Source organism: Streptomyces sp. WMMB303, assembly GCF_029351045.1.
GTDB lineage: Bacteria > Actinomycetota > Actinomycetes > Streptomycetales > Streptomycetaceae > Streptomyces.
This window is the reverse complement of sequence record NZ_JARKIN010000001.1, coordinates 3,736,133-3,761,593: the sequence shown is the minus strand read 5'-3', so window position 1 is coordinate 3,761,593 and position 25,461 is coordinate 3,736,133. Positions and strand designations below refer to the sequence as shown.

23 protein-coding genes, 1 pseudogene and 1 riboswitch are annotated in these 25,461 nt (G+C 73.4%); of the genes and pseudogenes, 13 read left to right on the top strand and 11 right to left on the bottom strand.

From position 1 onward, the window contains the following. Positions 1-7: 7 nt before the first annotated feature. Positions 8-2,056, bottom strand: coding sequence for a prolyl oligopeptidase family serine peptidase (locus tag P2424_RS16725; RefSeq protein WP_276476533.1), 2,049 nt, complete (start codon positions 2,054-2,056; stop codon positions 8-10). 194 nt (positions 2,057-2,250) lie between these two features. Here P2424_RS16725 and P2424_RS16720 point away from each other — a divergent pair, with 194 nt between their 5' ends. Next, complete coding sequence (locus P2424_RS16720) at positions 2,251-3,150, top strand: FAD-dependent oxidoreductase (protein ID WP_276476532.1); 900 nt, start codon at positions 2,251-2,253, stop codon at positions 3,148-3,150. A gap of 101 nt (positions 3,151-3,251) precedes the next feature. Here P2424_RS16720 and P2424_RS16715 read toward each other — a convergent pair whose 3' ends face one another. Beyond that, positions 3,252-3,830, bottom strand: a complete 579-nt coding sequence (locus tag P2424_RS16715) for a transglycosylase SLT domain-containing protein (RefSeq protein ID WP_276476531.1) — start codon at positions 3,828-3,830, stop codon at positions 3,252-3,254. 368 nt (positions 3,831-4,198) lie between these two features. Then, complete coding sequence (locus tag P2424_RS16710) at positions 4,199-4,570, bottom strand: hypothetical protein (RefSeq protein ID WP_276476530.1); 372 nt, start codon at positions 4,568-4,570, stop codon at positions 4,199-4,201. 366 nt (positions 4,571-4,936) lie between these two features. Between P2424_RS16710 and P2424_RS16705 the strand changes: the two genes are divergently transcribed. The 7 genes and pseudogenes from P2424_RS16705 (at position 4,937) to P2424_RS16680 (ending at position 11,020) form a co-directional block, all read left to right on the top strand. Then, positions 4,937-6,109, top strand: coding sequence for an MFS transporter (locus P2424_RS16705; RefSeq protein WP_276476529.1), 1,173 nt, complete (start codon positions 4,937-4,939; stop codon positions 6,107-6,109). Positions 6,110-6,513: 404 nt separating this feature from the next. Continuing rightward, positions 6,514-6,696, top strand: a pseudogene (locus tag P2424_RS31010) (hypothetical protein); the annotation flags it as partial. Continuing rightward, positions 6,676-7,080, top strand: a complete 405-nt coding sequence (locus P2424_RS16700; RefSeq protein ID WP_346660128.1) for a hypothetical protein — start codon at positions 6,676-6,678, stop codon at positions 7,078-7,080. The pseudogene P2424_RS31010 and the gene P2424_RS16700, both read left to right, overlap by 21 nt. 215 nt (positions 7,081-7,295) lie before the next feature. Further along, the gene (locus P2424_RS16695) at positions 7,296-8,255 is read left to right on the top strand and encodes a transcriptional regulator (protein ID WP_276476527.1); all 960 of its coding nucleotides are present in this window, start codon (positions 7,296-7,298) and stop codon (positions 8,253-8,255) included. Between the two features lie 38 nt (positions 8,256-8,293). After that, positions 8,294-8,800, top strand: a complete 507-nt coding sequence (locus P2424_RS16690) for a roadblock/LC7 domain-containing protein (RefSeq protein ID WP_276476526.1) — start codon at positions 8,294-8,296, stop codon at positions 8,798-8,800. Positions 8,801-8,932: 132 nt separating this feature from the next. Then, on the top strand, positions 8,933-9,307 hold the full coding sequence (locus tag P2424_RS16685; RefSeq protein ID WP_276476525.1) for a hypothetical protein: 375 nt from the start codon (positions 8,933-8,935) through the stop codon (positions 9,305-9,307). 453 nt (positions 9,308-9,760) lie between these two features. Next, complete coding sequence (locus P2424_RS16680) at positions 9,761-11,020, top strand: alpha/beta hydrolase (protein ID WP_276476524.1); 1,260 nt, start codon at positions 9,761-9,763, stop codon at positions 11,018-11,020. Between the two features lie 61 nt (positions 11,021-11,081). On the opposite strand, the gene P2424_RS16675 is transcribed toward P2424_RS16680, so the two are convergent. From P2424_RS16675 to P2424_RS16665, 3 genes are all read right to left on the bottom strand, one after another. Continuing rightward, entirely contained in the window at positions 11,082-13,094 is a 2,013-nt protein-coding gene (locus tag P2424_RS16675; RefSeq protein ID WP_276476523.1) for a glycosyltransferase family A protein, read from the bottom strand. Positions 13,095-13,319: 225 nt separating this feature from the next. Then, the gene (locus tag P2424_RS16670; RefSeq protein ID WP_276476522.1) at positions 13,320-14,087 is read right to left on the bottom strand and encodes a LysM peptidoglycan-binding domain-containing protein; all 768 of its coding nucleotides are present in this window, start codon (positions 14,085-14,087) and stop codon (positions 13,320-13,322) included. 4 nt (positions 14,088-14,091) lie between these two features. Further along, positions 14,092-14,268: riboswitch (cyclic di-AMP (ydaO/yuaA leader) on the bottom strand. A 529-nt stretch (positions 14,269-14,797) separates the two neighbouring features. Next, on the bottom strand, positions 14,798-15,397 hold the full coding sequence (locus P2424_RS16665) for a helix-turn-helix domain-containing protein (protein ID WP_276476521.1): 600 nt from the start codon (positions 15,395-15,397) through the stop codon (positions 14,798-14,800). A gap of 166 nt (positions 15,398-15,563) precedes the next feature. Here P2424_RS16665 and P2424_RS16660 point away from each other — a divergent pair, with 166 nt between their 5' ends. Together P2424_RS16660 and P2424_RS16655 are read left to right on the top strand one after the other, a co-directional pair. After that, a complete protein-coding gene (locus P2424_RS16660; RefSeq protein ID WP_276476520.1) occupies positions 15,564-16,301 on the top strand; it encodes an ABC transporter ATP-binding protein in 738 nt (245 codons plus the stop codon). Next, on the top strand, positions 16,295-18,775 hold the full coding sequence (locus P2424_RS16655) for an FtsX-like permease family protein (RefSeq protein WP_276476519.1): 2,481 nt from the start codon (positions 16,295-16,297) through the stop codon (positions 18,773-18,775). Before P2424_RS16660 ends, P2424_RS16655 begins: the two co-directional genes overlap by 7 nt. Before the next feature lie 57 nt (positions 18,776-18,832). Here the strand turns inward: P2424_RS16655 and P2424_RS16650 are convergent, their stop codons facing one another. Continuing rightward, positions 18,833-19,690: a class I SAM-dependent methyltransferase gene (locus P2424_RS16650; protein ID WP_276476518.1), complete on the bottom strand. Its 858-nt coding sequence runs from the start codon at positions 19,688-19,690 to the stop codon at positions 18,833-18,835. 77 nt (positions 19,691-19,767) lie between these two features. On the opposite strand from P2424_RS16650, the gene P2424_RS16645 reads away from it, so the two are divergent. After that, positions 19,768-20,367 (top strand): TetR/AcrR family transcriptional regulator, encoded by a 600-nt coding sequence (locus P2424_RS16645; RefSeq protein ID WP_276476517.1) that lies wholly within the window; start codon positions 19,768-19,770, stop codon positions 20,365-20,367. Positions 20,368-20,473: 106 nt separating this feature from the next. Further along, positions 20,474-21,307 (top strand): MOSC N-terminal beta barrel domain-containing protein, encoded by an 834-nt coding sequence (locus P2424_RS16640; RefSeq protein ID WP_276476516.1) that lies wholly within the window; start codon positions 20,474-20,476, stop codon positions 21,305-21,307. Between the two features lie 118 nt (positions 21,308-21,425). Here P2424_RS16640 and P2424_RS16635 read toward each other — a convergent pair whose 3' ends face one another. From P2424_RS16635 to P2424_RS16620, 4 genes are all read right to left on the bottom strand, one after another. Next, positions 21,426-21,974 carry a DUF1697 domain-containing protein gene (locus tag P2424_RS16635; RefSeq protein ID WP_276476515.1) on the bottom strand — a complete coding sequence of 183 codons (549 nt, stop codon included), beginning with the start codon at positions 21,972-21,974 and terminating at the stop codon, positions 21,426-21,428. 66 nt (positions 21,975-22,040) lie between these two features. Further along, positions 22,041-22,502: a hypothetical protein gene (locus tag P2424_RS31005; RefSeq protein ID WP_346660096.1), complete on the bottom strand. Its 462-nt coding sequence runs from the start codon at positions 22,500-22,502 to the stop codon at positions 22,041-22,043. Between the two features lie 132 nt (positions 22,503-22,634). Then, positions 22,635-23,759, bottom strand: coding sequence for a slipin family protein (locus P2424_RS16625; protein WP_276476514.1), 1,125 nt, complete (start codon positions 23,757-23,759; stop codon positions 22,635-22,637). A gap of 217 nt (positions 23,760-23,976) precedes the next feature. Then, positions 23,977-24,381, bottom strand: a complete 405-nt coding sequence (locus tag P2424_RS16620) for a DUF5997 family protein (protein WP_276476513.1) — start codon at positions 24,379-24,381, stop codon at positions 23,977-23,979. Between the two features lie 58 nt (positions 24,382-24,439). Between P2424_RS16620 and P2424_RS16615 the strand changes: the two genes are divergently transcribed. Beyond that, the gene (locus tag P2424_RS16615) at positions 24,440-25,201 is read left to right on the top strand and encodes a LysR family substrate-binding domain-containing protein (RefSeq protein ID WP_276476512.1); all 762 of its coding nucleotides are present in this window, start codon (positions 24,440-24,442) and stop codon (positions 25,199-25,201) included. The last annotated feature ends 260 nt before the right edge of the window (positions 25,202-25,461 follow it).

The window sequence follows — 25,461 nt, the reverse complement described above, 5'->3', positions numbered from 1 at the left end:
CCCCGGCTCAGTCCGGAACCCTGCCCGGGCCGCCCAGGGTGGTCCAGAGGAAGGTGTGGACCAGCGCCTCGACGAAGGCGGCCTGTTCATGGTCGGCGGCACCCGCGTGCCCGCCCCCGGTGTTCTCGTAATACCGGACCGGCAGTCCCAGGTCGCGCATCCGGGCGGCCATCTTCCGCGCGTGACCCGGGTGGACGCGGTCGTCACGGGTCGAGGTCGTCAGCAACAGCGGCGGGTAGGGACGGTCGGCGGCCAGATTGTGGTACGGCGACCAGCGCCGCAGGTGCGCCCGCTCGGCGGGGTTGTCGGGGTCGCCGTACTCGGCGACCCAGGAGTTGCCCGCGAGAAGCGTGTGGAAGCGCAGCATGTCCAGCAGCGGCACCTCGGCGACCACCGCGCCGAAGAGTTCGGGGCAGCGGGTGAGCATGACGCCGGTCAGCAGGCCCCTGTTGCTGCCCCCGGCGATACCGAGCCGCTCCGGGACGGTGATGCCCCGAGCCGTCAGGTCCCGGGCGACAGCGGCGAAGTCCTCGAAGGCCCGGTCCCGGTCGGCGCCGAGCGCGGCCCGGTGCCAGGCGGGACCGTACTCGCCGCCGCCGCGGATGTTCGCCACCACATAGGTGCCGCCGCGCTCCAGCCACGTCCGGCCCGTCACCGCCGAGTAGGACGGGGTGAGCGACACCTCGAACCCGCCGTAGCCGTACAGCAGTGCCGGAGCCGGCGCCTCCTGGTGCGCCGGCCCGACGACGAAGTAGGACACCCGCGTCCCGTCCGCCGAGACGGCGAAGTGCTGCCGTACGCACAGCCCCTCGGCGCTGAAGCGGGCCGGCGCCCGCTTCAGCGTCTCCGGCTGCGGCGCCTCGGCCGACACCCGGCACAGTGCGGAGGGCTGCAGGTACCCGTCGATGGCGAAGAGGACCTCCTCCGCGTTCTCGTCCTCCTCGTCCGGAGCGGTCGCGGTCACGGTGGCCGTCGACAGTGGCGGCACCTCACCGAGCGGACTGCGCGACCAGCCGCCGCCCGCGTTCGGGGTGAGCAGGTGCAGACCGGAGGAGGCGTCGGTGAGGGTCTCCAGGACGATATGGCGCCTGGTGGTGGCGTAGCCCTCCAGGACGGTGCGCTCGTCGGGAGTGAACAGCACCTCGTGCGTCCGCTCGCCGCCCAGGAAAGCGTCGAAGTCGAAGGCCAGCAGCGCTCCGGCGGGCTGCTCCAGCCAGGGCGAGCGCAGCCGCACCAGCAGCCACCGGCGGTGTACCCGGGCCAGGGAGTCGTCCGGCACCTCGATCCGCACCGGGGTGTCGTCCGGCCCCAGCAGGAAGAGTTCGCGGTGCCAGAAGTCCCGGTTCCGGGCCGCCAGACTCCGCTCGAACCCCGGGGTGGGGTCGTGCCAGGCGGCGACCGACACGTCCTCCTCCCGCCCCGCGAAGACCACCGGGGCCCCGGCGAGCGGGGTGCCGCGCCGCCATCGCCGCACCGTGCGGGGATACCCGGACGCGGTGAGCGAACCGGGGCCGGTGTCGGTGCCGACGAAGAGGTGGTCCTCGTCGATCCAGCCGACCGAACTCTTGGCCTCCGGCAGCACGAAGCCGTGGTCCCCGTCCGCCACGAACGCGCGGGCTTCCAGGTCGTACTCCCGTACCGCGGTGGCGTCCGCCCCGTCCCGGGACAGCTCCACCAGCGCCCTCCTCCGATCCGGCCGCCGCACCGAGGCGCCCGCCCACACCCAGGGCACGTCCTCGGCCGCGGCCAGCGCGTCCAGGTCCAGCAGCGTCTCCCAGCGCGGTTCCGGCAGCCGGTACTCCTCCAGGGTGGTGCGCCGCCACACCCCTCGGAGGTGGTCGGCGTCGCGCCAGAAGTTGTACAGATACGGCCCCCGGCGCCTGACGTACGGAATCCGTGCGGGATCGCCCAGGACCTCCCGCACTTCCGCGCGCAGCGCCTCGAACCCGGGATCGGCGGTCAGTTCCGCCACGGTCTCCGCGTTGCGTTCGCGCACCCAGCCGAGCGCGGCGTCGCCCTCGATCTCTTCCAGCCACAGATACGGGTCGTCGTCCATCACGGCACGATTGTCCCCCGCGGCCGGCGGGCCGGGGACCGGTCGCGACCGGTCCCCGGCGGTGGAACGGTCACCGGGAGCACGGCGGTCGGACCGAAAGGCGCCGGTCGCGGGCCGCCCCGCACGATGGGACCGTGTGGAGGCACGGCACGCCGGGAGCGGCCCGGCGGCGGAGCGCGGACGAGGGAGTGTGCGTGGAGCCGGAACTGGTGGTGATCGGCGCCGGGCCGGCGGGGGTCGCGGCCGTGCTCATGGCGGCAGGGCTGGGCCTGCGCACGGTCCTCGTCGAGGCGGGCCGAGTCGGCGGCAAGACATGGGACATCGGCGCGCTGGAGAACGTTCCCGGCGGCTGGAGCGACGGCGCAGCCCTCGCCCGGGCGCTCGCCGCGGACGTCGAGCGGGTGCGGGAGACCGGCCGGTGCATCCTCCTGCAGGCGCGCGCCCTCCGGGCGCGAGCCCACCGGGACCGGGCGGAGACCGTGCTCGCGGACGGCCGCACGCTCACTGCGGGCGCCGTACTGGTGACGACCGGGGCCACCGCGCTGACACCCGGGCACGCGCCGTGGATCGAGGCCCCCGAGGAGCTGCGGCCGCCGCCGCTGTGGCGGGCGCGGCCCGAGGACGTCGGGGCGGGGGAGCCGGCCGTGGTGCTCGGCGCCGACCGCCCGCTCGGCACCTGGCTGCGGACCCGTCCCGAGACAGCCGCGCGACTGGAGGTACTGCACCCGGCGGGAGACGCGTACAAGACGACGGAGGTCGCCGCCGACGCCCGGGTACGGCTGTACGAGGTCGAGCACGCCTGCGTGGTGCCCCTGGACGATGGCTATCGGATCACGGCGCGGTGCACCGACGGTCGGGTGCACGAGGTTCGGACCCGCGTGCTGTTCGGCAACCTCGGCTCCCGTGCCGCGCCGCTCGACGGGGACCTCGCGCCCGGCCCCGACGGCTATTGCCCGCCCGCGGCCCAGCATCCCCGTCTCCTGGTCGCGGGGGACCTCCGATCGGCCCGCCACCAACGCATCGTCACCGCCCAGGGATCCGGAGCCGAGGCGGTGCTCACGCACTACTACGCGACGCGGGGCCGCGCCGGCTGAAGCGGCTCGGCCCCGCGTCGTCTCAGGATGCGTGGGGGCGGGTGGGGGGTGTGTTCTTCCTGTCCGCTCCGTGGCGTGCTGTGTGTTGTCGGGTGGGTGTGTCAGTAGGCGGAGTCGACGTTGTCCATGGTGCCGTAGCGGTCGGCGGCGTAGTTGCAGGCGGCGACGATGTTGGCGACGGGGTCGGTGAGGTCGTCGGGGGTGCCCTTGACGTGGTACTGGTCGAAGGTGGGCTGGATGACCTGGAGGAGTCCCTTGGAGGGGGTGCCCTTCTTGGCGTTGACGTCCCAGTCGTTGACGGCGTGGGGGTCGCCGGCGGATTCGCGGATGATGTTGCGCTTGATGCCGTCGTAGCTGCCGGGGATGTCGTGCTTGGCCATGATGGCGCGGGCCTCGCGGATCCAGCCGTCGAGGTTGTCGGCGTACTCGCCCTTGCCGCTGTCCTTGCCGCTGTTCTTGGTGTTCTTGGCGGCGTGGTCGGCCTGGGCGGTCAGGTGCTGGGCGGTGGCGGCGGCCTGGTGGGTGGCGGGGCCGGCGGTCTGGGTCTGGGGCTGGGCGGCGTGGGCGGTGCCGGTCAGGGCGGTGGCGGCGATTCCGGCCGCGCCCAGGGCGGTCAGGCCGCTGACGGCCAGGCGGCGGGTGGGGCGGACGGTACTCAGGGCGGTGAGGGTGGTGCGCATGAGGGGCGGGGGACCTTTCGCGGGGGGACGTGGCGCCGCGTTCCGGCGTGGGGGTGCCGGTGGTCTGGTTGCGGCGTGGGGCCCACCGTGCGGGAGGCACCCCCCACCCGGGCAAACAGGTGACCTACGACCCGTATTCGTCCCTCCGTGCCGGTCCGGGGCCGTGACCCCCTCACCCACTCCGATACCGGCATTTCGGACATACGAGGGTGGGTCGTAGGTGACGTGGACCCTATGGGCGGCCTCACAACCCCCACCCCACCAGACCCCCTCCCCGCCACACCCGGCAACCACCCCCACACCCACCGCCACAACCCGGGAAGCCGCCAGGAGCGGCACATCACCCGTGGCCGGTGATCCGCCCCCCGTCAGCAGAAGGGCCGGTCGCGACGGCGGTCGTCCGGGAGGACGCCCACCGCTGCCCGTGTGTCCCGTACCGAGACCGCGATACGGGCGAACCGGGTCTGTCCCCGCGTCTCGACGACCACGACCGGCTTCCAGGGATGGACCGCGACGAAATCCTGCCCGTCCGCATGCCGCCAGACCCCGAGATGCGCGAGTCCGGGCAGGTGGCTGGTCCGCTCCGCGCGGCCCCGCAGCGGGCGCCACCAGGCCGAGGCGCCACCGATCCGCGTCACCGCGGACAGCGGTACCCGTATCTCCCGGTGCCCGGTGGCGACCCTCTGCCACCAGGCCGGCCGGATGACCAGGTCGTCCTTGTCGATCAGCAGCCGTGCCATGGACTCGGCTCCGTCCGTCCGTTCCCGTCGGCCTGCCGGTCGGCTCGAGGGCCCACCCGCCTGCCGAGCGATGCCGACCCGCGAGAGCGCCCCGGTGGCTGTCGCCGCGGGCCGTCTGCGCGTCCCCTTCCCTCTCCAGGCTGGGCTCCACGCTCCGCTTCCGCACGACAGAGCTGCCCCGGAACGATCCGGTGCGCGCCTCGGCGCCGCACGGCAGCCACTCCGGCTGCGGCGACGCGCAGGTGCCCGCATCCGAAAGCGGTCGCGGAACGGTGGAGAACTGCCGGGAAGCCAAGCTGAACTGCCGGGAATCCAAGCTGTGATCGGTCTACCCGCGGGTAGTGGTGCGGCATACGCTGGCCGGCCATGGTGGACACACGGATGCGGCACGGCAGGGCCGCGCTCGCCTTCAGCTTCTTCGCGCAGGGCGTCGCGTTCGCATTGCTGGTCACGCGCATCCCCGCCGTACAGGACCGGTACGGCATATCGAACGCCCTGCTCCCGGCGTTCCTCGCGGCGGTTCCCGTGCTCGCCGGGGCGGGGAGCGTGGGTGCGGAGCAACTCGTCAAGCGGGTCCGGCCCGGCCTGGTGCTCCGATGGTCGCAGCCGGTGGTGCTGCTGGCACTGCTGGGTGTCGCGGCGGGAGACGCCGTGCTGCACCTGGCGGTGGCGCTCGCGGTCTTCGGGCTCGGCGTCGGGGCGCTGGACGCCTCGATGAACATGCTCGGGGTGAGCCTTCAGCACCGCTACGGACGCAGCATCATGCTGGGCTTCCACGCGGCGTACAGCCTGGGCGGGATCGCGGGTGCGACGCTGGCCTGGGTGGGCGCGCGCGGGCAGGTGCCGCTCCTCGGGTCCTGTCTGCCCGTCGCCGCTGTGCTGCTGCCCGCCGCCCTGCTGGGCAGCCGGTGGTACCTGGACGCCGGCCGCGGCCGGGAGCCGGACGAGGGCCCCGGCGTTGCCGGGACCGGGCAGTCGGTGGCCGCCTTCCGGCTGCTGCTGCCGCTGTGCCTGGTCATGACCTTCGCCTACATAGGGGACTCCACCGTCTCCAACTGGAGCGCGAAGTATCTCCAGGATGTGCTGGGCAGCTCGGAGCAGCTCGCCACCGTCCCCTACAACGTCTACATGGTGACGACGCTCCTCGGCCGCTCTCTCGGCGACCTGGGTGTACGGCGATTCGGCGCCGCGGCCGTCGTCCGCGCGGGAGCGCTGCTGGCCGCGCTCGGGTTCGGCACGGTGGCGGCTGCCCCCGGCCCGGGAACGGGCATGCTCGGATTCACGCTGCTCGGGCTCGGGCTGTGCGTGCTCGTCCCGCAGACCTTCGCGGCTGCGGGGCGGCTCTTCCCGGGGGCCTCGGACTCCGCCGTCGCCCGCCTCAATATCTTCAACTACGTCGGCTTCCTCATCGGTTCGCCCCTGGTGGGAGCGCTCGGCGAGGTCTGGAACTACCGCGTGGCCATGCTGGTGCCGATGGTGCTGGTGCTGGTCACCGTCGCATATGCCACCTCCTTCGCTCCGCGGCGGGCCGCCGCCTGAGCGTCGGCCGGTTCGGCGGGGGCGGTGTGGGCTGCACGGTGTGGGTCGCACGTCCGGCTTGGCGGTGGGCGGCGCGTACCCGGTTGGCTTTCCGCGGCCTTCGAAGGGCTTGGGTGCCGGGGTCCGCGACGTCTTGAGCGCGGAGCGGGGAGTCGGCGGCACTCGTGTGGTGGGTCGAGCCGGACATTCCGCACGCTTCAAGACTCGATCTGGGTCGATCAGAAGTTGCCCTGAATTGACTTTCTTTCAAAAGGATTTGGCCAACTTCGAGGCTGTCTTGGCATGTTCCCCGGGAAAATGCCGGAACACGCGCTACTCCGCCAGGCGCATGCGTAGTGTGAGCCTCACTGTCCGTGGCCGGGCGGTTTCGGTAGCGATGCGGTGTGCCGGGGAGGGAGTGCAGCGTGCCCGGAATCGATGAGTGCCTCCTGGAGGCGATGCGGCTGCCAGGCGCCCGCTGCGCCGCCGTGGTGGACTGGATCAGCGGACTGGCGCTCGGCGTCGCCGGGGAGCCGCCCGGCGGGGACCACGAGGCGGCCGCCTGCGAGACGGCCGAACTTGCCCGGATGGTCGCCGAGTACCGCTCGCTCGGCCCGCTCTCCGCACTCGGCCCCCCGGGCGACCCCGCGACGGCGACCCCCGATACGCCTCCGCAGGTTCCTCAGGCAGGCTCTCCCGGACACGACAACGGCCCGGGCCCCGGCGGCCCGGAAGCCGCCTCCGGCCACCCTTTCCCACCGGCCCCTCCCGGCACTCCGCACCTCTCCGGTCCCGCCGCGCACCGCGGCGGCACGGCCCCGGCCGTCGAGGACATCATCGCGACGAACAGCGACAGTTACCACCTGCTGCGGTTCGTGACCGGCGCCCTGGACGGCACGCTCTTCCTCCACCTGTGGCTCGCCCGGGACGAGGGCAATCTCGCGCTGGCCCGGATACGGCTGGCGGAGATCGCGGGTCGGATGGTGCTCTGATGGGAGCGGTCCCCGTGCCGGAGCCCCGGCCGCGCTCCGGCCCCGAACCGCCCGGCAGCGGGGCGGAGCGCCCGGACCCCCCGCCGGAGGACCCGCCCCGCCCGTTACCGACCCCTGCGGCACCGCACGGCCCGGCCGGGCACCCGCCCGCGACGCGCAACGGCGGCCCGGTGCCGCACGGCACCGCGTGTCCCGGTGCCGCATACGCGGACACCGTGCCGGCTCGACCTCGCCGGACGCCTGCTCCCTCGACGCTGCACCGGCTCGCAGCCGAGCGCGCCACCGGCGCCTTCACCCGCGCGGGGGGCACCCTCTTCCTCGTCGACGGCCACATCGTGCACGCGGAGAGCTCGGCGGCCACGGGGCTGGAGATCCTGCTGAGCCGGGGCTGCGCCCTCTCCCGGACGTGCTGGGAAGCGGCGAGGACCCAGGCGGGGCGGGACGGCGGCGCACGGCATCTGGTGGCCTCCGGCCGCGTCCCCGCCGGAGTACTGGAACTGTGCCAGGGTGTCGCGCTGTACGACGCGGCCTTCTTCGTGCTGGCGCCCGATGGCGGGCCCGGCAGGTTCCGGCGCGGGGTCCGGCACTGGCTCGGAGCCCGCGGGGGCGTCGTGCCGCTGGTGGTGGAGCGTGAGACGGTGCGTCGGCTGGCCTTTCTGGACCGGATCTGGCCCGACGCGCGCCTGGATGTCCTGCCGCCCGTGCCGACCGGCGCCGCCGCCCCGCCCGGGCACCCGGCCGACCCGGTGGTGCGGAGCGGTGCAGTGCCGCGGACCGCGCGACCGAACCCGACCGGGCGGCAGGTACGGTCCGCTGCCGCGCCCGGACAGAGCAGCCGGCTGCGGGCCGTACCGGTCCGGCAGCTTCGGATCCTGGAACTGGCCGACGGCCTCCGCACCCCGACGGACATCGCCCGCGCACTCGGGCGGCCCGCCTTCCACACACTCGTGGAGCTGCGCCGGTTGGCCGCAGCGGGCCTGGTGGCCCCGGCGCCGCAGGATCGCCCGGCGGCAGGTGTGCCGGACCGGTACCCGCACCCGGAAGGCGGACCCCCGGGTGCGAACACCGCAGCCGCCGACGGCGGGACGCCTCCTGCCGGACCACCGGGGCCGGTGTTCGCGGAGCCGGACATCGCCCTGCTGCGCCGGCTCCGGGACGCGCTGGAGGCATTGTGATCAAGGGATTCCGGCAGCGGGCCGAGAGGAGAGTGCGCATGGCGGCGGAGCAGGGCGTGGGCGAGGAACTGCGCGGACTGCGGGCCAGGGTTCCGCAGGTCGCCGGTGCGTTGGCGGCGACCGTGGACGGCTTCGTGCTGGCCGAGGACATGGCGCCGGCCCGGACGGGGGAGCGCCCGGAGGCGGAGCCGCTCGCCGCGCTCACCGCCGCCGCGCTCGGCCTGGCCTTCCGGATGAACGAGGCCACGGCACGCGGCGCCTTCCGCGAGTTGCTGATCCACGGAGAGCTCGGGTACGTCGCCACGTACGCGGCGGGGTCGTCCGCGGTGCTGACGCTGCTCGCGGACGACTGGATCAATGTCGGCCGACTGCATCTGGAGGGGCGCCGCACAGCCGCGCGGATCGGTGAACTCGTGACGGCCGTCCAGGGCCCGGCGGCTCCGCACCCGGCCGGGGACCGCCCGCCGCCCGAATACCGGCCCCCGCTGGAGCGCCGCCGTCTGCCGTTGGAGCGCCGCCGCCGGAACGCCCCGGCCGCGGAGTGACGACCGCCGCACGACCGAACGATCCGCACCGCACGACTCACCGGACCGCCCGCGGGACGCACACCGCACGACGCACCCCGGGTGAAGCCCACCGGGTCGATCAACGCACCGACGAAAGGACAGCAGGACACCATGTCGAATACCGATGCTTCCCTCAAGGAAGCGATGAGCAGCATCGACGGCACGATCGGGGTGGCCCTGGTCGACTACACCAGCGGTATGGCCCTGGGCACCCTCGGCGGGGGCAAGGAATTCGACCTCGAGGTCGCCGCCGCCGGGAACACGGATGTCGTGCGGTCCAAACTGCGCACGATGGAGCACCTGGGTATCAAGGACGAGATCGAGGACATCCTGATCACTCTCAGCAAGCAGTACCATCTGATCCGTCTGCTGCGGGCGAAGAGCGGGAACGGCCTCTTCCTCTACATCGCGTTGGACGCCGGCAAGGCCAACCTCGCCATGGCGCGGCACCAGTTGCGGCGGATCGAGGCGAACCTGGAGGTCTGACCCGACCGGCGCGCGGGTCAGGCCTGTCGAACGCCGGGCTGGCCCGGGCCGACCCGGTCCGGCGATGCGCGGAGGATCCGGCAGGCAAGGTGCCCGCCCGCCGGCTCCTCGTCGGGACCTGTCCGCCGGGAGAGGCGTGTCGCTGCGCCCGGCGCGCTGCGGCCGGAGTCCGGGCCCGGGCTCAGCCGTCGGGGTCGAAGGGGATGCCGTCCGGCTTCGCGCCGGCCAGGTGACCGGCGAAGGTGTCGCCCCGGATGCCGAGTGTGGCGCTGCCGCGCCTGCCGAGAGGGCAGGCGTGCACTCCCCAGGTCCGACTCCGGGACCGACCGCCGCGGCGGTGGGCGACCGGCCGCGCCCGTTCCCCCGGCCCGCGCCGCATCTGCCGAAAGTGCACGGACGGTACCGGCTTTCGCCGGTGCCGGGCGCGGTGTACGGGTTCCTACGCTGCCGGACATGATCCGTACACACCGCGCGGCGGCAGCCCTGCTGGCCGCCGCACTGCTCGCCCCCGCGGCCACGGCCCGCGCCTCCGCCGAGGGGGCCCCGGCGGACGGCGCGCCAACCGGCCGGGCGTCCGCCGCCGCTGTCTCGAACCGCGCCGACCGGCTGTCCGTCCCCCGGCCCACGGGCCGCTGGCCGGTCGGACGCGACACGTTGCAACTCACCGACGAGAAGCGCCGCGACCCCTGGGTGCCCTCCGCGGGTCCCCGCCGGCTGATGGCCTCGGTCTTCTATCCGGCCCGGCACGGCGGCGGCCGCGGTGCCGGCGCCCGCTACCTGTCGGTCCGGGAGGCGGAGCTACTGCTGAAGGGGCTGAAGCTCGATGCGGCCTTCCCGGCGGACAGACTCGCCTCGGTGCGCACGAACGCCCGCACCGGGGCCCGACCGGCCGCGGGGAAGCATCCATTGATCGTGCTCTCGCCGGGGTTCTCGCTGCACCGCGCGACGCTCACCACGCTGGCGGAGGAACTCGCCTCCCACGGCTATGTCGTCGCCGTGCTCGACCACGCCTACGAATCCTTCGGCACGACCTTCACCGGCCCGGCCGGCCGACGCACGCTCACCTGTGTCGCGTGCGAGACCGTCGAGGACGAGCCGGACGACGAGGAGGAGAAGAAGCGGCTCGCCCGGGCCGCGCGCGACCGGGCAGCCGACATCTCTTTCGTCGTCGACAGGCTGACGGACGCGGGTAAGGGCGTGCGGAGCGGCGCGGGGCGCGGGTCCGCACGCTGGGCGGCGCTGATCGACCCCCGTCGCATCGGCGCCGCCGGCCACTCACTGGGCGGCAACGCGGCAGCGGTGGCAGCGGGTGCCGACCGCCGGATCCGGGCCGCCGCGAATCTGGACGGCACCTTCTTCGCGCCCGTGCCGCGGGCGGGTCTGGGCCGGCCGACGCTGATGCTCGGCACTCGGAAGGGCCACACCCCGCATGCGGCCGACGCGACGTGGCCGCGGACCTGGCAGCGCCTGCACGGCTGGAAGCGCTGGCTGACGGTGGCCGGATCCGGGCACTTCACCTTCATCGACCTGCCGATCCTCGGCGGTCAGGCCGGGGTCACCGACCCCGAGGCCCCGCTGTCCGGAAAGCGCTCCGGGGAGATCACCACCCGCTATGTGACGGCCTTCTTCGACCGGCAGCTGCGGGGACGTGCGCGACCGCTGCTGGACGGCCCCTCGCGGGAGAACCCGGAGGTGGACTTCCACACGCCATAGCCCGGCGGCGGACCGGCGGCCGGCGTGCATTCCGGACGGTTCCACGGGCGGGTTGCCGGGATCAGGCAGCCTCCCGACCGCCCGGACTCGCTCCGCCGGCCCGCTGCGCGGCCGGCCCGGCCGGGAGGGCAGCCGGCTGCGCGAACCGGCGACGCAGTCCGCGGGTGGGACGTACCCGGTCCACGCGCAGCGTCAGCGGGTCGCCGGCCACCGGTTTCGCGTATCGGGGCATGAGGCTTTGGCGCCAGCGTGCCGAGCCGGCCGGCAGGACCGGTTGCCGCAGGGGCCGCGTGTGCTGCCAGTTGGCCGCGGCTATCCGCAGCGCCGCCGCCCACCGCCCCGAGGACAGCACGTCCAGGGGCAGTTCCACCGAGAACCGGCCGTCGTCCTCGATCACCAGGGGGAAGTCGGCGGAGCCGCTGCGGGAGGCCAGCTGTACGAGGACGCTGCCCGTCGGAGGGGCCACGAGGTTGGTGCTGCCGTGCAGGCGCAGCACCGGGCCGCACCAGACCGGTGCTTCCACATCGAGCCGCAGCTCCCTGCTCAGCCGTCCTGCCGGGACGTGCTCCAGGCGCAGGGTGAGATTGCCGTGGGTGGTGGCGTACAGCCTGACCGTCCGGATGCGGCCCTCACCGTCGTCGGTCAAATACGTGAACGGGCAGCGTCCGGCGTCCTGATCGCGTCGGTTGCCCAGCCGGACCGTCCTGGTCAGTCCGTTCACGGTCAGGCTCAGATACAGGTCCCAGCAGCCGTCGGCGGGCGGCACCCCGTCGCCCGGCTCGTCGAGGAGATCCAGGTCGGCCTCGAAGAACTCGCCCGCCAGACGGGTCCGCGCGTGGCGTCGCCACGGCCCGTCCCGGTGCTGCAGGAAGACCTCGACCGCCTGCCGGTCGGCGGGCTCGGCCTGCTCAAGGCGGGCGCGTCCGGTCAGCCGCAGCCGGGTGCCGGTGCAGGAGAAGTGGGAGATGTGGTGGCTGAGCGTGAGACGGTCCGTCACGTCGAAGGACGCGGCCGGACCCCGGGCGCGGTGTTCCCCCCGCGGGGGGTAGTGGGCCAGTGCCGTTCCCCGGGAGATGTGGACACTGAACGGCATGTGCGCGTCGGCGGAAAGGGTGTGGGTGAGCAGTTCCCCGAGATGCCCGTGCCGGGCCAGATGGCAGCGCAGGCGCTGGACGGGGGCCAGCCGGTGCCAGAAGGAGTCGTCTTCGTGTCGGGCGAGAAGTTCCTGCACACGGGCGAACTCGCGCTGCTGGACGGCCGGATCCGCCTCCCGGCCGAGGAACCGGAAGACGTCCCGGAGTTCGACGGCGAAGTGCCGCTCCAGCAGGGCGTCGCGCCGCTGCCCGGGCGGAAGCTCGGCCCGCAGCAACTCGCAGACCCTGTGCAGCGCATCGAGTACCGGCTCGGTGCTGCCCGTGGCGGTCAGATGCCGGCCGTCGGGGCGTCGGACCAGGTAGTAGCAGTCGTAGTCGGCGACCACCGAGATACGGCGGGCCCGCAAGTAGGCGAGCGCGGTGAAGGGTTGGTCCTCGCCGATCCGCAGACCGGTGTCGAAGCGCAACTGCAGCCGGTCGAGCAGCTCTTTGCGGAAGAGTTTCTGCGCGGAAAGCGCCCAGTAGACGCGGGAGGTGAACAGATCGGCATCGGCCTGGTTCGCGCGGAACATGGAGCGCGGCACCCGGCGTCCTTCCGAGGCCATTCGGCCGAGTACGACATCGGATGCGTTCACCTCGGCCGCTGTCGTGAGCCGTTGAAGGGCTTCGGGGGCCAGGTAGTCGTCGGCATCGAGGAAGAATACGTACCGACCGCTCGCGAGATCCAGACCGACATTGCGCGGACCCGAGGGGCTCCCGGAGTTCTCCTGGCGGATCACCCGCAGAAGACTCGGATACTGTGCGGACAGCCGATCCAAAATGGCGGAGGTGCCATCGGTCGAGCCGTCGTCGACGACAATCATCTCGGTGGCGCCGGAGTCGAAGGACTGGTGTGCGACCGATTCGACGCAGCGCTCGATGCAGGGCAACGCATTGTAAGCGGGCGTTATCACGCTCACAATATTTCTGTTCTCGCTCATGGCTCGACGGTGGCCATTCGGGCGTACCCGCGCCAGAGGAAAGCGGTGTTCGGGTGAACGCCGGCCGCGGCGCGGCGGGCGTCGGACGGAGGGTGCACGCTCCGGTGCGTACGGCGACCGGGGCGGGGGAGGGCGCCCCCTGGTGGCCCGCCGGCCGGTGGTGCCGAGACGGCGACTGCCCGCCACCGCGAGGGTGGCGGGCAGTCGCCGCATGGGTGCTTCGGCTCAGTAGGGGCCGTTCACGTTGTCGATCGAGCCGTAGCGGTCGGCGGCGTAGTTGCAGGCCGCGACGATGTTGGCGACCGGGTCCCGCTGGTCGTAGGCGGTGCCCTCGACGTGGAAGGCGTCGAAGGTCGGCTTGATGACCTGGAGCAGGCCGATGGAGGGCGTGCCGTTCTGGGCGTTGATGTCCCAGTTGTTGATGGCGTTGGGGTCGCCACCGGACTCCCGGATGATGTTGCGGTGGATGCCCTCGTAGGTGCCGGGAATGCCGTGCTGCTTCATGATGGTCAGCGCCTCGTTGATCCAGCCGTCCAGATTGGTGGACTGGGTCTTGTGCACGCCGCCGGTGCGCTCGGCCGAGCTGCGGTCGGCGCGCTCGGGCGTGGCGTCGCTGTTCTCAGCAGGCTTCGAGGCGGCGTCCAGCGTCAGCTTCTGACCGGGCAGGATCAGGTCCGGGTCGCCGCCGACGGTCTTCTTGTTGGCCTCGTAGAGGGTGTTCCAGCCGCCCTCGATGTCGTGGTCCAGGGCGATCCGGTACAGGGTGTCGCCGCTGACGACGGTGTAGGAGCTGGGCTCCTGCTCGGTCTTCACCTGCGCGGCGGCGCCGGACCGTGCGGACTGCGTCTGCTCCTGCACCTGCGCCGGGGCGGCGTGCGCGCTGCCCGCGGCCAGCAGGGGAGCGGCGATGCCCGCACCGCCGGCGGCGAGGGCGATCGAGAGCCGGAGGCGGCGGGCGCGGAACGGATGACGGGCGTGAAGGCCACGAGACATGGGGGTGTCCTCTCCTAGCGCCTGCGAGGTGAGCTGTCGGATTCGGGCTGGAGTTGCCCGGCCATATCCGCTGTGCCGAGGCACAGCGGCCATGACTTCACCCCTAGCCGGGCCGCGAAGTGCGGCTCGGCACATAAGTGGGTCCCCCGCTCCTGCCGCGCGGTACTGGTGCGAATTTCCTAGCCGGGCGGCAGGATTCGGCGCCCCGGCAGCGGAACTCCGGCCGTTCATGGAGGCCGGAGCCAGGACACAGAAACACAATGGATTGCCCGGATCAAGGCGCGTGATTCCCGAACGGGGCAGCCGCTGGAAATGATCTAGCAATTCTTCAACGCTATGCTGTGGATCATTTTCTGTGCGTGAAAAGCCGAACCTTCCGGTCCTTCGAAAGGCTCTTATGGAAAGGCTTCCTGATGAGCTGTCAGAAGATCTTGCTGATTTCCGGGTCCGGCTGGTGTGTTTCCCGACACAGCGTACGACCGGGAAGGGCAAGTCCTGTATATCCGGACATTGCCGGTGAATACCGCAGAATGCAGCCGGTTGCCGGATCCCGTGGGGGGTCGGAGGCACCGCACGGAGCAATTCTACTAAGCGCGATCGTATATCGGCGTGCGGGGGTGCGGGGGTGGTCCGGAGCGGCCGGGGCGCGGCCGGGTGGTGGGCGCCCGGCCGCGCGCACCGGAAGCGTTCGCGATGTCGCGGCGGTGGTGTCAGTCCTGGGGGCCGTCGAGCGGGACCCCGAACCAGCGCACGGCGATGGGCCGGGTGCCCGGTCCGGCTTCGGTGCGGTCGCGCCGGAAGCGTCGCAGCAGCTCCAGGTAGGCGTCGTGGAACTCCCGCAGTTCCTCCTGTGTGAGGTGGAGGGTGCTGCGGGAGCCGGACACCCACTCGTCGTCCTCGGCCGGACGGTCCGCGTGGCGCCGGACCAGTTCGATGTCCTCCTGCAGGTGCGCCCGGTCCAGTTCCTCGGCCATGGCGCGCTCCGCGCCCGGCAGGCCCGCCCGGGAGGGGCGCCGCACGTCCGTGCCGCGCACGCCGCGCCACCAGCGTTCGCGTCCGTTCGCGTCGTGGTCGGGGTCGTCCTCGACGAGGCCGGCCCGGGCCAGCCGGCGCAGGTGGTAGCTGAGCGTCCCGGTGTTCTCGCCGAGAGCCGAGGCGAGTGCGGTGGCGGTCGCCGGGCCCGCGGCGGCCAGTCTGCGCAGGATCTTCAGGCGCAGCGGATGCGCCAGTGCTTTCAGGGTCGCGGGGTCGCTGACGGTGTGCTGCCCCTGGTGGGAAGCGGTGCGGTCCTGGTGCGACGACTCGGTCATACCCCGAGCCTATCGCAGAGAAAACTGTGCAGAGCTTCCTGTGCAGAGGTTTCTCTGCAATGCTCAGTGGGCCCGGAGCACCATCACCGGCCTCGCCGCCCGGCGTGACCGGCGTGCACTCGCGCCGCTCCCGCGCCGACCACTTCGAACACGTCAGGACAGACACATGGCCGATGAAGCCGTCCGCATGCGGCACGTCACCCGCCGCTACGGCACCGGTGCCGGAGCCGTCACCGCGCTCGACGACGTCACCCTCGACTTCGGCCACGGCACGTTCACCGCCGTCATGGGCCCCTCGGGATCCGGGAAGTCGACTCTGCTGCAGTGCGCCTCCGGGCTGGACCGCCCCACCTCGGGATCGGTCGCGGTGGGCGGGACCGAGCTGACCGGGCTCGACGAGACCCGGCTGACGCTGCTGCGCCGCGACCGCATCGGATTCGTCTTCCAGGCGTTCCATCTGCTGCCGTCCCTGACGGCCGAGCAGAACATGGGCCTGCCGCTGCGCCTGGCGGGCCGCCGACCGCCGTCCGCCCGCGTCGCGGAGGCGCTGCGGCAGGTCGGACTCGGGTCGCGGGCCCGGCACCGGCCCGCGGAGCTGTCCGGCGGCCAGCAGCAGCGCGTCGCCCTGGCCCGTGCGCTGATCACTCGTCCCCAGGTGCTCTTCGGCGACGAGCCCACCGGCGCGCTGGACTCGGTGACCAGCCGCGAGGTCCTCACCCTGCTGCGCGACATGGTCCACCAGGAGGGGCGGACGACCGTCATGGTCACCCACGACCCGGTCGCCGCCGGCTACGCGGACCGCGTGGTCTTCCTCGCCGACGGGCGCCTCGACGGGGAGCTGCACGGCGCGTCCTCGCCGCAGATCGCCGAGCACATGGCGAAGCTGGAGGCCCTCCCGTGCTGAGAATCGCCCTGGCCACCCTGCGCACCCGCTGGACCGGCTTCGTCGGCAGCTTCGTCGCGCTCGCCCTCGGGGCGGGACTGCTGGCCGTCATGGGACTCGCGCTGGCCTCGTCGTTGCAGGCGCCGGAGCGGAAGCCCGAACGGTTCGCCGCGGCACCCGTCCTTGTCAAAGGCGCGGACACCCTCCGCGTCGCCACTCCGGCCGGTGACCGGGTGCGGAAGCCGGCCCGGCCTCGTGCCGTGCCGGACGAGACGAAGGCCCGGCTGAGGAAGCCGGGGAGGGTCGTGGAGGACCGCGCCTTCGGTGTCCGGGTCCGCGGCGGCCCCCCGGACCTGGTCGGCCACCCCTGGTCCACGGCCGCGTTCGCTCCCTACCGCCTCACGGAGGGTCGCGCGCCCCGGGCCGGCGACGAGGTGGCCGTCAGCGACGGCTGGTCGGCGGAGGGAAAGCCGGTGCGGCCGGGGAAGCGCCTGCACACCACGCGCGGGACCGTGCGCGTCGTCGGAGTCGTCGCAGGACGGGGTTTCGAGAACGCCGTCTTCTACACCGACCGGCGCGCCGCACGGCTCTCGCCGGAGAGCCGCCAACTGGTGGTGGAAACCGACGATGCGACCGCCGTGCGGGCGGTGGTGCGCGACGGCGGGGCCGGCGCGCGTGTCCTGACCGGTGATGCCCGCAGGCTCGCAGACGCCGATCCCGGCCGGGACAGCGAGGCGCTGACCGCGATGAACGCCATGTTCGGCACCGCCGGCGGCGTCTCCGCCTTCGTCTCGGTGTTCGTGGTGGCCGCCACCTTCGCGTTCGCGGTGGCCCAGCGGCGCCGCGAGTTCGGACTGCTGCGGATGGCCGGCGCCACCCCGGCCCAGGTGCGCCGCACCGTCTTGTTCGAGGCCCTGGCCGTCGGCACCCTCGCCTCCGCGACCGGCTGCGTGCTGGGCGCGCAGGGGGCGCCCGAGCTGGCCGCATGGGCGGTCGACCAGGAACTGGCGCCGCGCTGGTTCCGGATCGGCGACCATCTCTGGCCGTACCACCTGGCCTTCTGGACCGGGCTGCTGGTCGCCCTGGCCGGTGCGGTGGCGGCCTCCTGGCGGGCCGGGCGCACCGCTCCCGCCGAGGCGCTGCGGGAGTCCGCAGCGGACAGGCGCGCCCTGCCGATGAGCCGGCGCCTGTGCGCCGGTGCCCTGCTGCTGGCCGCGGCGGTCTCCCTGGTCGTATCGCTGGCGACCGATCCGAGTGACCTGCTGCACCGCAAGACGTACATCACCCGCCCCATGCTGCTGATCGTCGGAGTGGCGCTGCTGGCCCCGCTGCTGGTCGGCCCGCTGGTGCGGCTGCTCGCCTGGCTCCCGGCCCGGCTCCCGGGTGCCACAGGGGTGCTGCTGCGGCAGAACGCCGTCACCGGGCGCAGCCGCACCGCCGCGGTCGCCGCACCCGTGCTGATCACCGTGGCGCTGACCGGTTCCCTTCTGGGCGCCACCGCGACGCTGAACGGCGCCGAGACCACCGAGATGCGTACCCGCACCGCCGCCGACCTCGTCCTCACCCCCACCGGCCCGGAAGGCTTCGAGGAGGCGACACTGCGGCGGCTGCGGCAGCTCCCCGGCGCCGAGGTCTCCGCGACCTCCTCCAGCGCCGTCTACACGCTCGAGGACGGAGTCGCGCTGATCGAGTCGCCCGCCCGGGCCGCGGACCCTGCCCGGCTCCGGGACACCGCCCGGCTGCCGCTCGTCGCCGGAAGCCTGGCCGACCTCGACGACGACTCGATCGTGGTCAACGAGGAGTGGGAGCAGCACACCGTGGGCCGGCGCGTGGAGGTCTGGCTCGGGGACGGCACCAGGAAGTCGCTGCGGATCGCCGCCGTCATGGCGGTGGGGACGGGTGGCAACGGGGTCTACGTCACCCCGCGCAACGCACCCCGCGCCCCCGTCGACCGGGTGGACGTGCGGCTGCGGGAGGGAGCCGATGCCGCCGCGGTGTCCGCCGCGCTGCGGGAGGCCGTGCCCGCTTCCGACGGCCGGGCCCGCACCAAGGAGGAGTGGATACGCGACCAACGGCCCGAGGCGGCACGCACGACGCGCGCGGGCCTGTTCCTCGTCCTGGGCATCGCGCTGCTGTACACGGGGATCGCGCTGGCCAACATCATGGTCATGTCGACCGCGGACCGGGTGCGCGAACTGGCCCTGCTGCGGTTGACCGGCGCCACCCGGCGGCAAGGGCTGCGTACCGTTGCGGCCGAGGCCCTGCTGGTGGTCGCGGTCGGCGGTCTGCTCGGCACCGCCGTCGCCGGACTCCACCTCGCCGGTATGTGGTGCGCGCTGGGCCTGCTCTCGGTGTGGACACCCCTCCAGCTCCCCTGGGCGGCGCTCGCTGTGGTGCTCGCCGCCTGTGCCCTGGTCGCGGTGCTCTGCGCCACGGTCCCCGCCGCGCTGTCACTGCGCCTCCGGGCCGTCGAACTCGCGGGCGTCCGTGAGTAGCACCCGCGTCCGGCCGGGCGGGAGCAGCGCCACCCGCCCGCGTCCGGCCGCCGCGGCTCACCTGCCTCCCGGCGGTCCGCCGGCGGGTCGGCGAGCGCCGGTCCGCTGCGCGGTGACGGCCACGGTGGCGTAGTGCATCGTGAAGCTGCCTCCTGCCGCGTCGATGGCGGCGCCGACACCGGCCAGCACCTCCTCCAACGCCGCCCGCGGGGTCCGGGTGAAGGAACCCTGGGTGGGGAGCTGGTCCAGCCACTCGTCCCGGGTGTAGACCCGTTCCCAGTCGAACCGCCACTGCTCGGCCTCGGTGAACCCGGCCACCTCCCGGATCCCGTCGGCCGCCCTGGTGCACAGCGCCGTGTACCCGGCCACGGCCGACTCCGTCGACGGACGGGCGGCGAGCGAGCCCGGCAGCACCCGCTGGTGGACCTCGGCGAAGGCCTCCGCCACGTCGGGGGCCGGCCGCCCGGCGTTCCAGAAGAGGGCCAGCAGCCCGCGGGGACGCAGGGCCTGTGCGGCCTTGGCGGCTCCGGCGACCGGGTCCACCCAGTGCCAGGCCTGCCCGGAGACGAGGGCGTCGAACGTCCGGCCCGCCGGCTCCCAGGTCTCGAACGCCGCCACCTCGGTGTCGAGTCCGTGCCGTCCCGCCAGGGCGGCCATCCGGTCGTCGGGGTCGACGCCCAGCACCCGGCATCCGGCGGCTTCGAACTGCCGGGCCGCGATGCCGGTGCCGCAGCCGACGTCCAGGACCGCACGGCCGGGGGCGGCGGCGACGATCCGCTCCACCAGGGCCCGGGGGTAGCCGGGGCGGGCCCGGTCGTAGCGTTCCGCGTCCGTGCCGAACGACTCGGCCAGTTCCCGGACTTCGTGTGGCGCCGGTGTGGAGCGGGCAGCGCGCTCCGGCGGTAGAGTGGGCATGTGCCGACTCTGGGTGGGCATGTGCCCACTCGTCAATCCCGGCGGGTCGGCGGACCAGGAAGCCGAGGAGACGTACGGTGCCCACCGGAGTCGCCTTCCGCGACGTACGCGGCCAACTGCTCGACGCCGCCGAGCGTGTCCTGCTCCGGGACGGACCGAGCGCGCTCACCAGCCGCGCGGTCACCACCGAGGCGGAGTGCGCCAAGGGCGTCCTGCACCGGCACTTCGCCGATTTCGACGCCTTCCTCGCCGAACTCGTGCTGGGGCGCGTCGCCCGTGTCGAGGACCGGGCCGCTTCCCTGCGCGCGTCCGCCGGAACGGGCACTGTCGCCGGGAATCTCACCCGGGAGCTGCTGGAGGTCCTCGATCCGGTCGCGGTGGCCGTCGTGGGCCTCGTCACCTCGCGGGACGGTCTGCGCGCGCGACTGCGCGAGGCCAGACCGACGGGCCTGCCGATCCTGGCCGACGCGGCCACCGCGCTGGCCGGCTACCTCGCCGCCGAGCGCGAACTCGGCCGCCTCCGCGCGGACGCCGACATCGCCACGCTGGCTCCCACCCTCGTCGGAGCCGCCCACATGCTGTTCGCCGACCGGCGGGGAACCCCGCCCGAGACCGAAGACGTCCGCAGGGTCGTCACCGCGGTCGTCGCCGGTGCCGAGCAGGAGGCGCCGCGCTGAACCCCCCCCCCCCCCGCGGCAGGCGTCAACCGACGGCGCGGCCACCGCCGGACGCCGCAGGACCGAAGCCGACCCGCCCGACTCCCGGAAGGGACCACCCGGAATCATGAGCACGCCGCACGTGGCCTCGCTGTCCTACTTCCCCGTCAAGGGCGCCGCGGCCACGCATCCCGACGAGGCCGAACTGACCCCGGCCGGGCTCGCGCACGACCGCAGCTTCATGGTGACCAGCAGGGACGGAGTCTTCCGGACCCAGCGCCGCCACCCCCGCCTGGCTCTCGTACGACCCGCCGTCAGTCCCGGCGGCGAACTGCTCACCCTGCGGGCCGACGGCCTGCCGCCCCTCGGTATCCCCGTCGACACCACCGGCCCCCGCCGCCCGGTGGACCTGTTCGGGCAGCCCTTCCACGGCATCGACCAGGGAGACGACGCCGCCCAGTGGCTGTCCGAGGCCCTGCGCGCCCCGAGCCGGCTGGTCCGGGTGCCGCCCGAGCACGCCAGGGTCACCGACGGCCGCACCCCCGGCACCTCCGGCTACGCCGACAGCTGCGCGCTGCACGTCCTGTCCCGTGCCACGCTCGGCCTCCTCGGCAGGAAACTCGCCCAGAACGGCGCTCCGGCCGTGCCGGAGGACCGCTTCCGGGCCAATCTGATCATCGACGGCTGGGGCGAGCCGCACACCGAGGACCGCGCCCACCGCCTCACCGTCGGCGACGCTGAGCTCGGCTACGCCAAGCCCGCGACCCGCTGCGCCGTCGTCATGGTCGACCAGCACAACGGCCGGCGGGACGGCCCGGAGCCGCTGCGCACCCTGGCCGGCTACCGGCGGGCCGCCGGGGGGCCGGTGGCGTTCGGAGTGAAGTACGCGGTGCTGCGCCCCGGCCGGATACGGGTCGGAGACGAGGTGGAGGTCACGGCCCGGGGGCCGGGCGAGGTCTGAACCGGCGGGCCGCCGCCTCCTCCGGGGTCGTAGGGGCCGCGGCCCGTACACGTCAGCCCGTGACCGGGCGAGCAGGAACCCTCCGGCGGGCCTCGTTCGCGCGCCGGCCGGGGGGACGTCAGCCGCTGGTCAGCTCGACGAGCGCCGTCACCGTGTTCCAGTTGCGGGACGTCGCGTCGATATCGCCGAGCACGGCGGGGCGGTGCAGGGCGGGGGAGAGGCGGGAGGTGCCGAGACCGCCGGGCGTGTACAGGTACAGCGACCGGTCTCCCCTGCGGACCTCCTCGGGGAGATAGGCCGCGGCGTCGAGCGAGGCCAGCCGTTCGGCGGGGACGGGACGGGAGCAGAAGACGACATGCAGCTCCTTGCCCCCGACACCGTCGGTGGGGAAGGGGCCCGCGTCGCGTACGTCCCGCAGATAGTCCGCACCGCGCACCATGCAGGCGACGGGGAAGCCGAAGCGCTGTTCGAGCGCGTCCGCCAACTCCGCCGCGAGCGAGTCCTCGTCGGACGCGTCACTGCTGAAGACTGCGTTGCCGCTGTTGAGATGGGTGCGCACGGCACCGTGCCCCAGACCGACGAGCAGCTTCCGCAGTTCGGCCATCGGTACTTTCCGGTGGCCGCCCACATTGATTCCCCGCAGGAGAGCGGCGTACATCGTTCCCACGCCCCCACCCTATAGCGGCCGCCGGTCCCGGGCGGCCGCTGCCGCCCGGCTCCGCACCAGGCGGCCTCAGTCCTCCGGCCGGCGCTTCCAGGGCCAGCGGCGATGTCCGCGCCGCCGTCCGCGGCCACCGCGCCGGGACCGGCTCCAGAACCAGCCCGCGGGCGGTTCGTCGGAGCGCCACGGTTCCCGCTCGGGATACCCCTCCCGGTCCCATCGGGCCGCCAGCTCTCGGGTCCGGGCCGCCGGCTCGGTCACGTCCGCCGCACGGATGAAGGCCTCGCCGAACTCGACCGACTCCGCCTCCTCGTCGGTGAGCTCGATGCTGCCCACCGCCTCCGACGGCCCGGATTCCCCCGGCGCCGGCTCCTCGTGCCGATCGGGTCCCTCGGACGGCTCGGGCTCCTCGCGCGTACGTGAGACGTCGGCGCGGGGATCCGCTTCACCCCGCCCGCCCCGGTTCCGGGGGTCGGGCCCGTCGCCGGGGTCACCGCCGCCCGGTTCCCCGGCCCGGCTGCCGCCGTTGCTCATGGCCTATGCGCCTCCTCATCTTCCCAGGCTACGAGGGATGCGCTCGGTGGCCTTCCGTCCGCCGGTGAGAAACCGGTGAGAATGCGCGAGCGGGGCTCCGGGCGGCCCTCGGTTCCGGTGGCCCGGCTCCCCTCACGTCCGGTTGCCGGGGCGCCTGCGCCGGTGCCCGGTGTGTGCGGTCTCCTCGGACCTTCCGCCCGGACGCGCCGACTCGGCCGTGGGCAACCCGGTCACCTGCAGTTCCGGCAGGACCATGGCCGGATCCCGGAGGGGAGCTGCCGGGTCCGGCGGCAGTGTGCCGGTGAACGGGGCGTCGGCCTCGTCCTCGACTGCGGAGCGGGCAGCGCGGGCCGCGGACCGGAAGGTCGGCGCGACGCCCCTGTCCGCTCGGCTCCGCCTCTCTCCCGCGGTCGCGTCCCGCGTCGGTCCACCACCCACCGGCACCGGTGTCTCGTCCGCTGCGGTGTCCGCGGCGGACGGAGCTGCCTGGTCGGACTCCGGCTGTGCGCGCTCCAGGAAGCGCAGCAGCTCGACGGGGAACGGCAGCACGAGCGTGGAGTTCTTCTCGGCGGCGACCGCCGTGATGGTCTGGAGCAGCCGCAGTTGCAGGGCCGAGGGCTGCCCGGACATCTGCTGTGCGGCCTCTGCCAGCCGCTTGGACGCCTGGAGTTCCGCGTCCGCGTTGATGATGCGTGCCCGCCGCTCCCGGTGGGCCTCGGCCTGGCGTGCCATGGACCGTTTCATCGTGTCGGGCAGGGACACGTCCTTGATCTCCACCCGGTCGATCTGCACACCCCAGTCGACCGCGGGGCTGTCGATCATCAACTCCAGGCCCTGGTTGAGTTTCTCCCGGTTGGAGAGCAGATCGTCCAGATCGCTCTTGCCGATGATCGACCGCAGCGAGGTCTGGGCCATCTGGGAGACGGCGAACTGGTAGTCCTCGACCCGGATGACCGCGTCAGCCGGCTTGACGACCTTGAAGTAGACGACCGCGTCCACCCGCACGGTCACGTTGTCGCGGGTGATGCCCTCCTGCGCCGGGACGGGCATGGTGATGATCTGCATGCTCACCTTGCGCAGTCGGTCGACGACGGGAACGATCAAGGTCAGTCCGGGGCCGCGGATGTCCTTGTGCAGGCGGCCGAGACGCAGCACGACACCGCGTTCGTACTGCTTGATGATGCGAACCGCTGACAGCACGCCCATCGCTGCCAGCAGTGCCACGACGACGATGACAGTTGTCACTGTTTCCGACATATCCGCACCTACGTCCAGAACGGCTGATACCAGCGTAGATCCGGTCGGGGTGTACAGGCGAGCCCGGTGGGGCGGGCCTGTGAACAGGCACGATTTCGCCGCGCGGGGGGCGTCCGGCCCGGCGGGACACGGTGGGGCAGCAGCGGTGACCGCGCGCACCCGGGCGCGGGTCGGAACCTCGCAGTACCGACCCGTGGTGCCCGGAGTACCGGCGCGGTCAGCGGCGCGGTGCGTCCGCCTCCGCGGCGCGTTCGGCCTTCTTCGCCTTGAGCCGGGCCGCTTCCTTGCGGACCTCGGCCTGAGTGGTGCGCTCCTTCTGCAGCCACTCGGGGTTCTCCGCCTTGAGCGCCTCGATCCGCTCGGTGGTGAGGGCCTCGGTGACGCCTCCCCGCGCGAGACCGGAGATGGACACCCCCAGCTTCGCCGCGACCACGGGCCGCGGGTGCGGGCCGTCGCGGCGCAGGTCCAGGAGCCACTGGGGAGGTTCGGTCTGCAGGGCGTTCAGCTCGTCGCGCGAGACCACGCCCTCCTGGAACTCGGCGGGGGTGGCTTCGAGGTACACACCCAGCTTCTTCGCCGCGGTCGCGGGCTTCATGGTCTGGGTGGTCTTGTGCGACGTCATGCCGTCCAGGGTATCGATCACCTGCGGCGCACTCGACCGCGCCCGGTAGCCTGGCCACGTGACAGGCTCGGAGACCCCATCGTCGTTCCGCCTCGCCTACGTCCCCGGCGTGACACCCGCGAAATGGGTGCGGATCTGGGGGGAGCGGCTGCCGGACATCCCGCTGCATCTGGTCTCCGCGACCGCTGCGGACGCCCCCGGCGTGCTGGCGGACGGCGCCGCGGACGCGGGTTTCGTGCGGCTGCCCGTCGACCGCTCCCGCTTCAGCGCGATCCCGCTGTACACCGAGACGACGGTGGCCGTCGTCCCCAAGGACCACCTGGTGACCGCGGCGGACGAGGTGACCCTCGCCGAACTGGCCGACGAGATCGTGCTGCACCCCCTGGACGAGGTCCTGGACTGGGAGCAGCGGCCCGGGCAGCCCGCCCTGGAGCGTCCGGCCACCACCGCCGACGCTGTCGAACTGGTGGCCGCCGGAGTGGGAATCCTGATCGTCCCCCAGTCCCTCGCCCGGCTGCACCACCGCCGGGACCTCACCTACCGGCCCGTCACGGACGCGCCCGTCTCGCAGGTCGCGCTCTCCTGGCCGGAGGAGCGCACCACCGACATGGTCGAGGACTTCATCGGCATCGTGCGCGGCCGCACCCCCAACAGCACCCGGGGCCGCAAGGCGCCCGAAGCGCAGACCGGGCAGCGGCGCGCGGAGCAGTCCACCACCCGCCGCAAGCCCGCCCCCGGCAAGCAGACCGGCGGGAAGGGCCGCAGCGGCGCCGGACGGACCGACAGCAGCCGGCGCGGCAGGCCCCGCCGCCGCTCCTGACCCGCTCGTCGTACGGGGCGGCGACCCTGCGGGCGGCAGAACTCCACCGGTGACCCGCCCTCGGCCCGGCGCAGGCGGGGCCGCGGTCCGGTCCGCGGCGACGTGCGCCCGGCCTGCCGTGTCGGGTGCCCTCCGGGAACCGACGCCGCCCCCGGTTCCCGGGCGCCGCCGGGTGCCCGACCGCGCACCGCGATTGTGTCCGGCCGGCCGACCGTAGGAGAGTGGCGGCGGACCTGGAAGAACGTGCGTTTCGGCGGGGA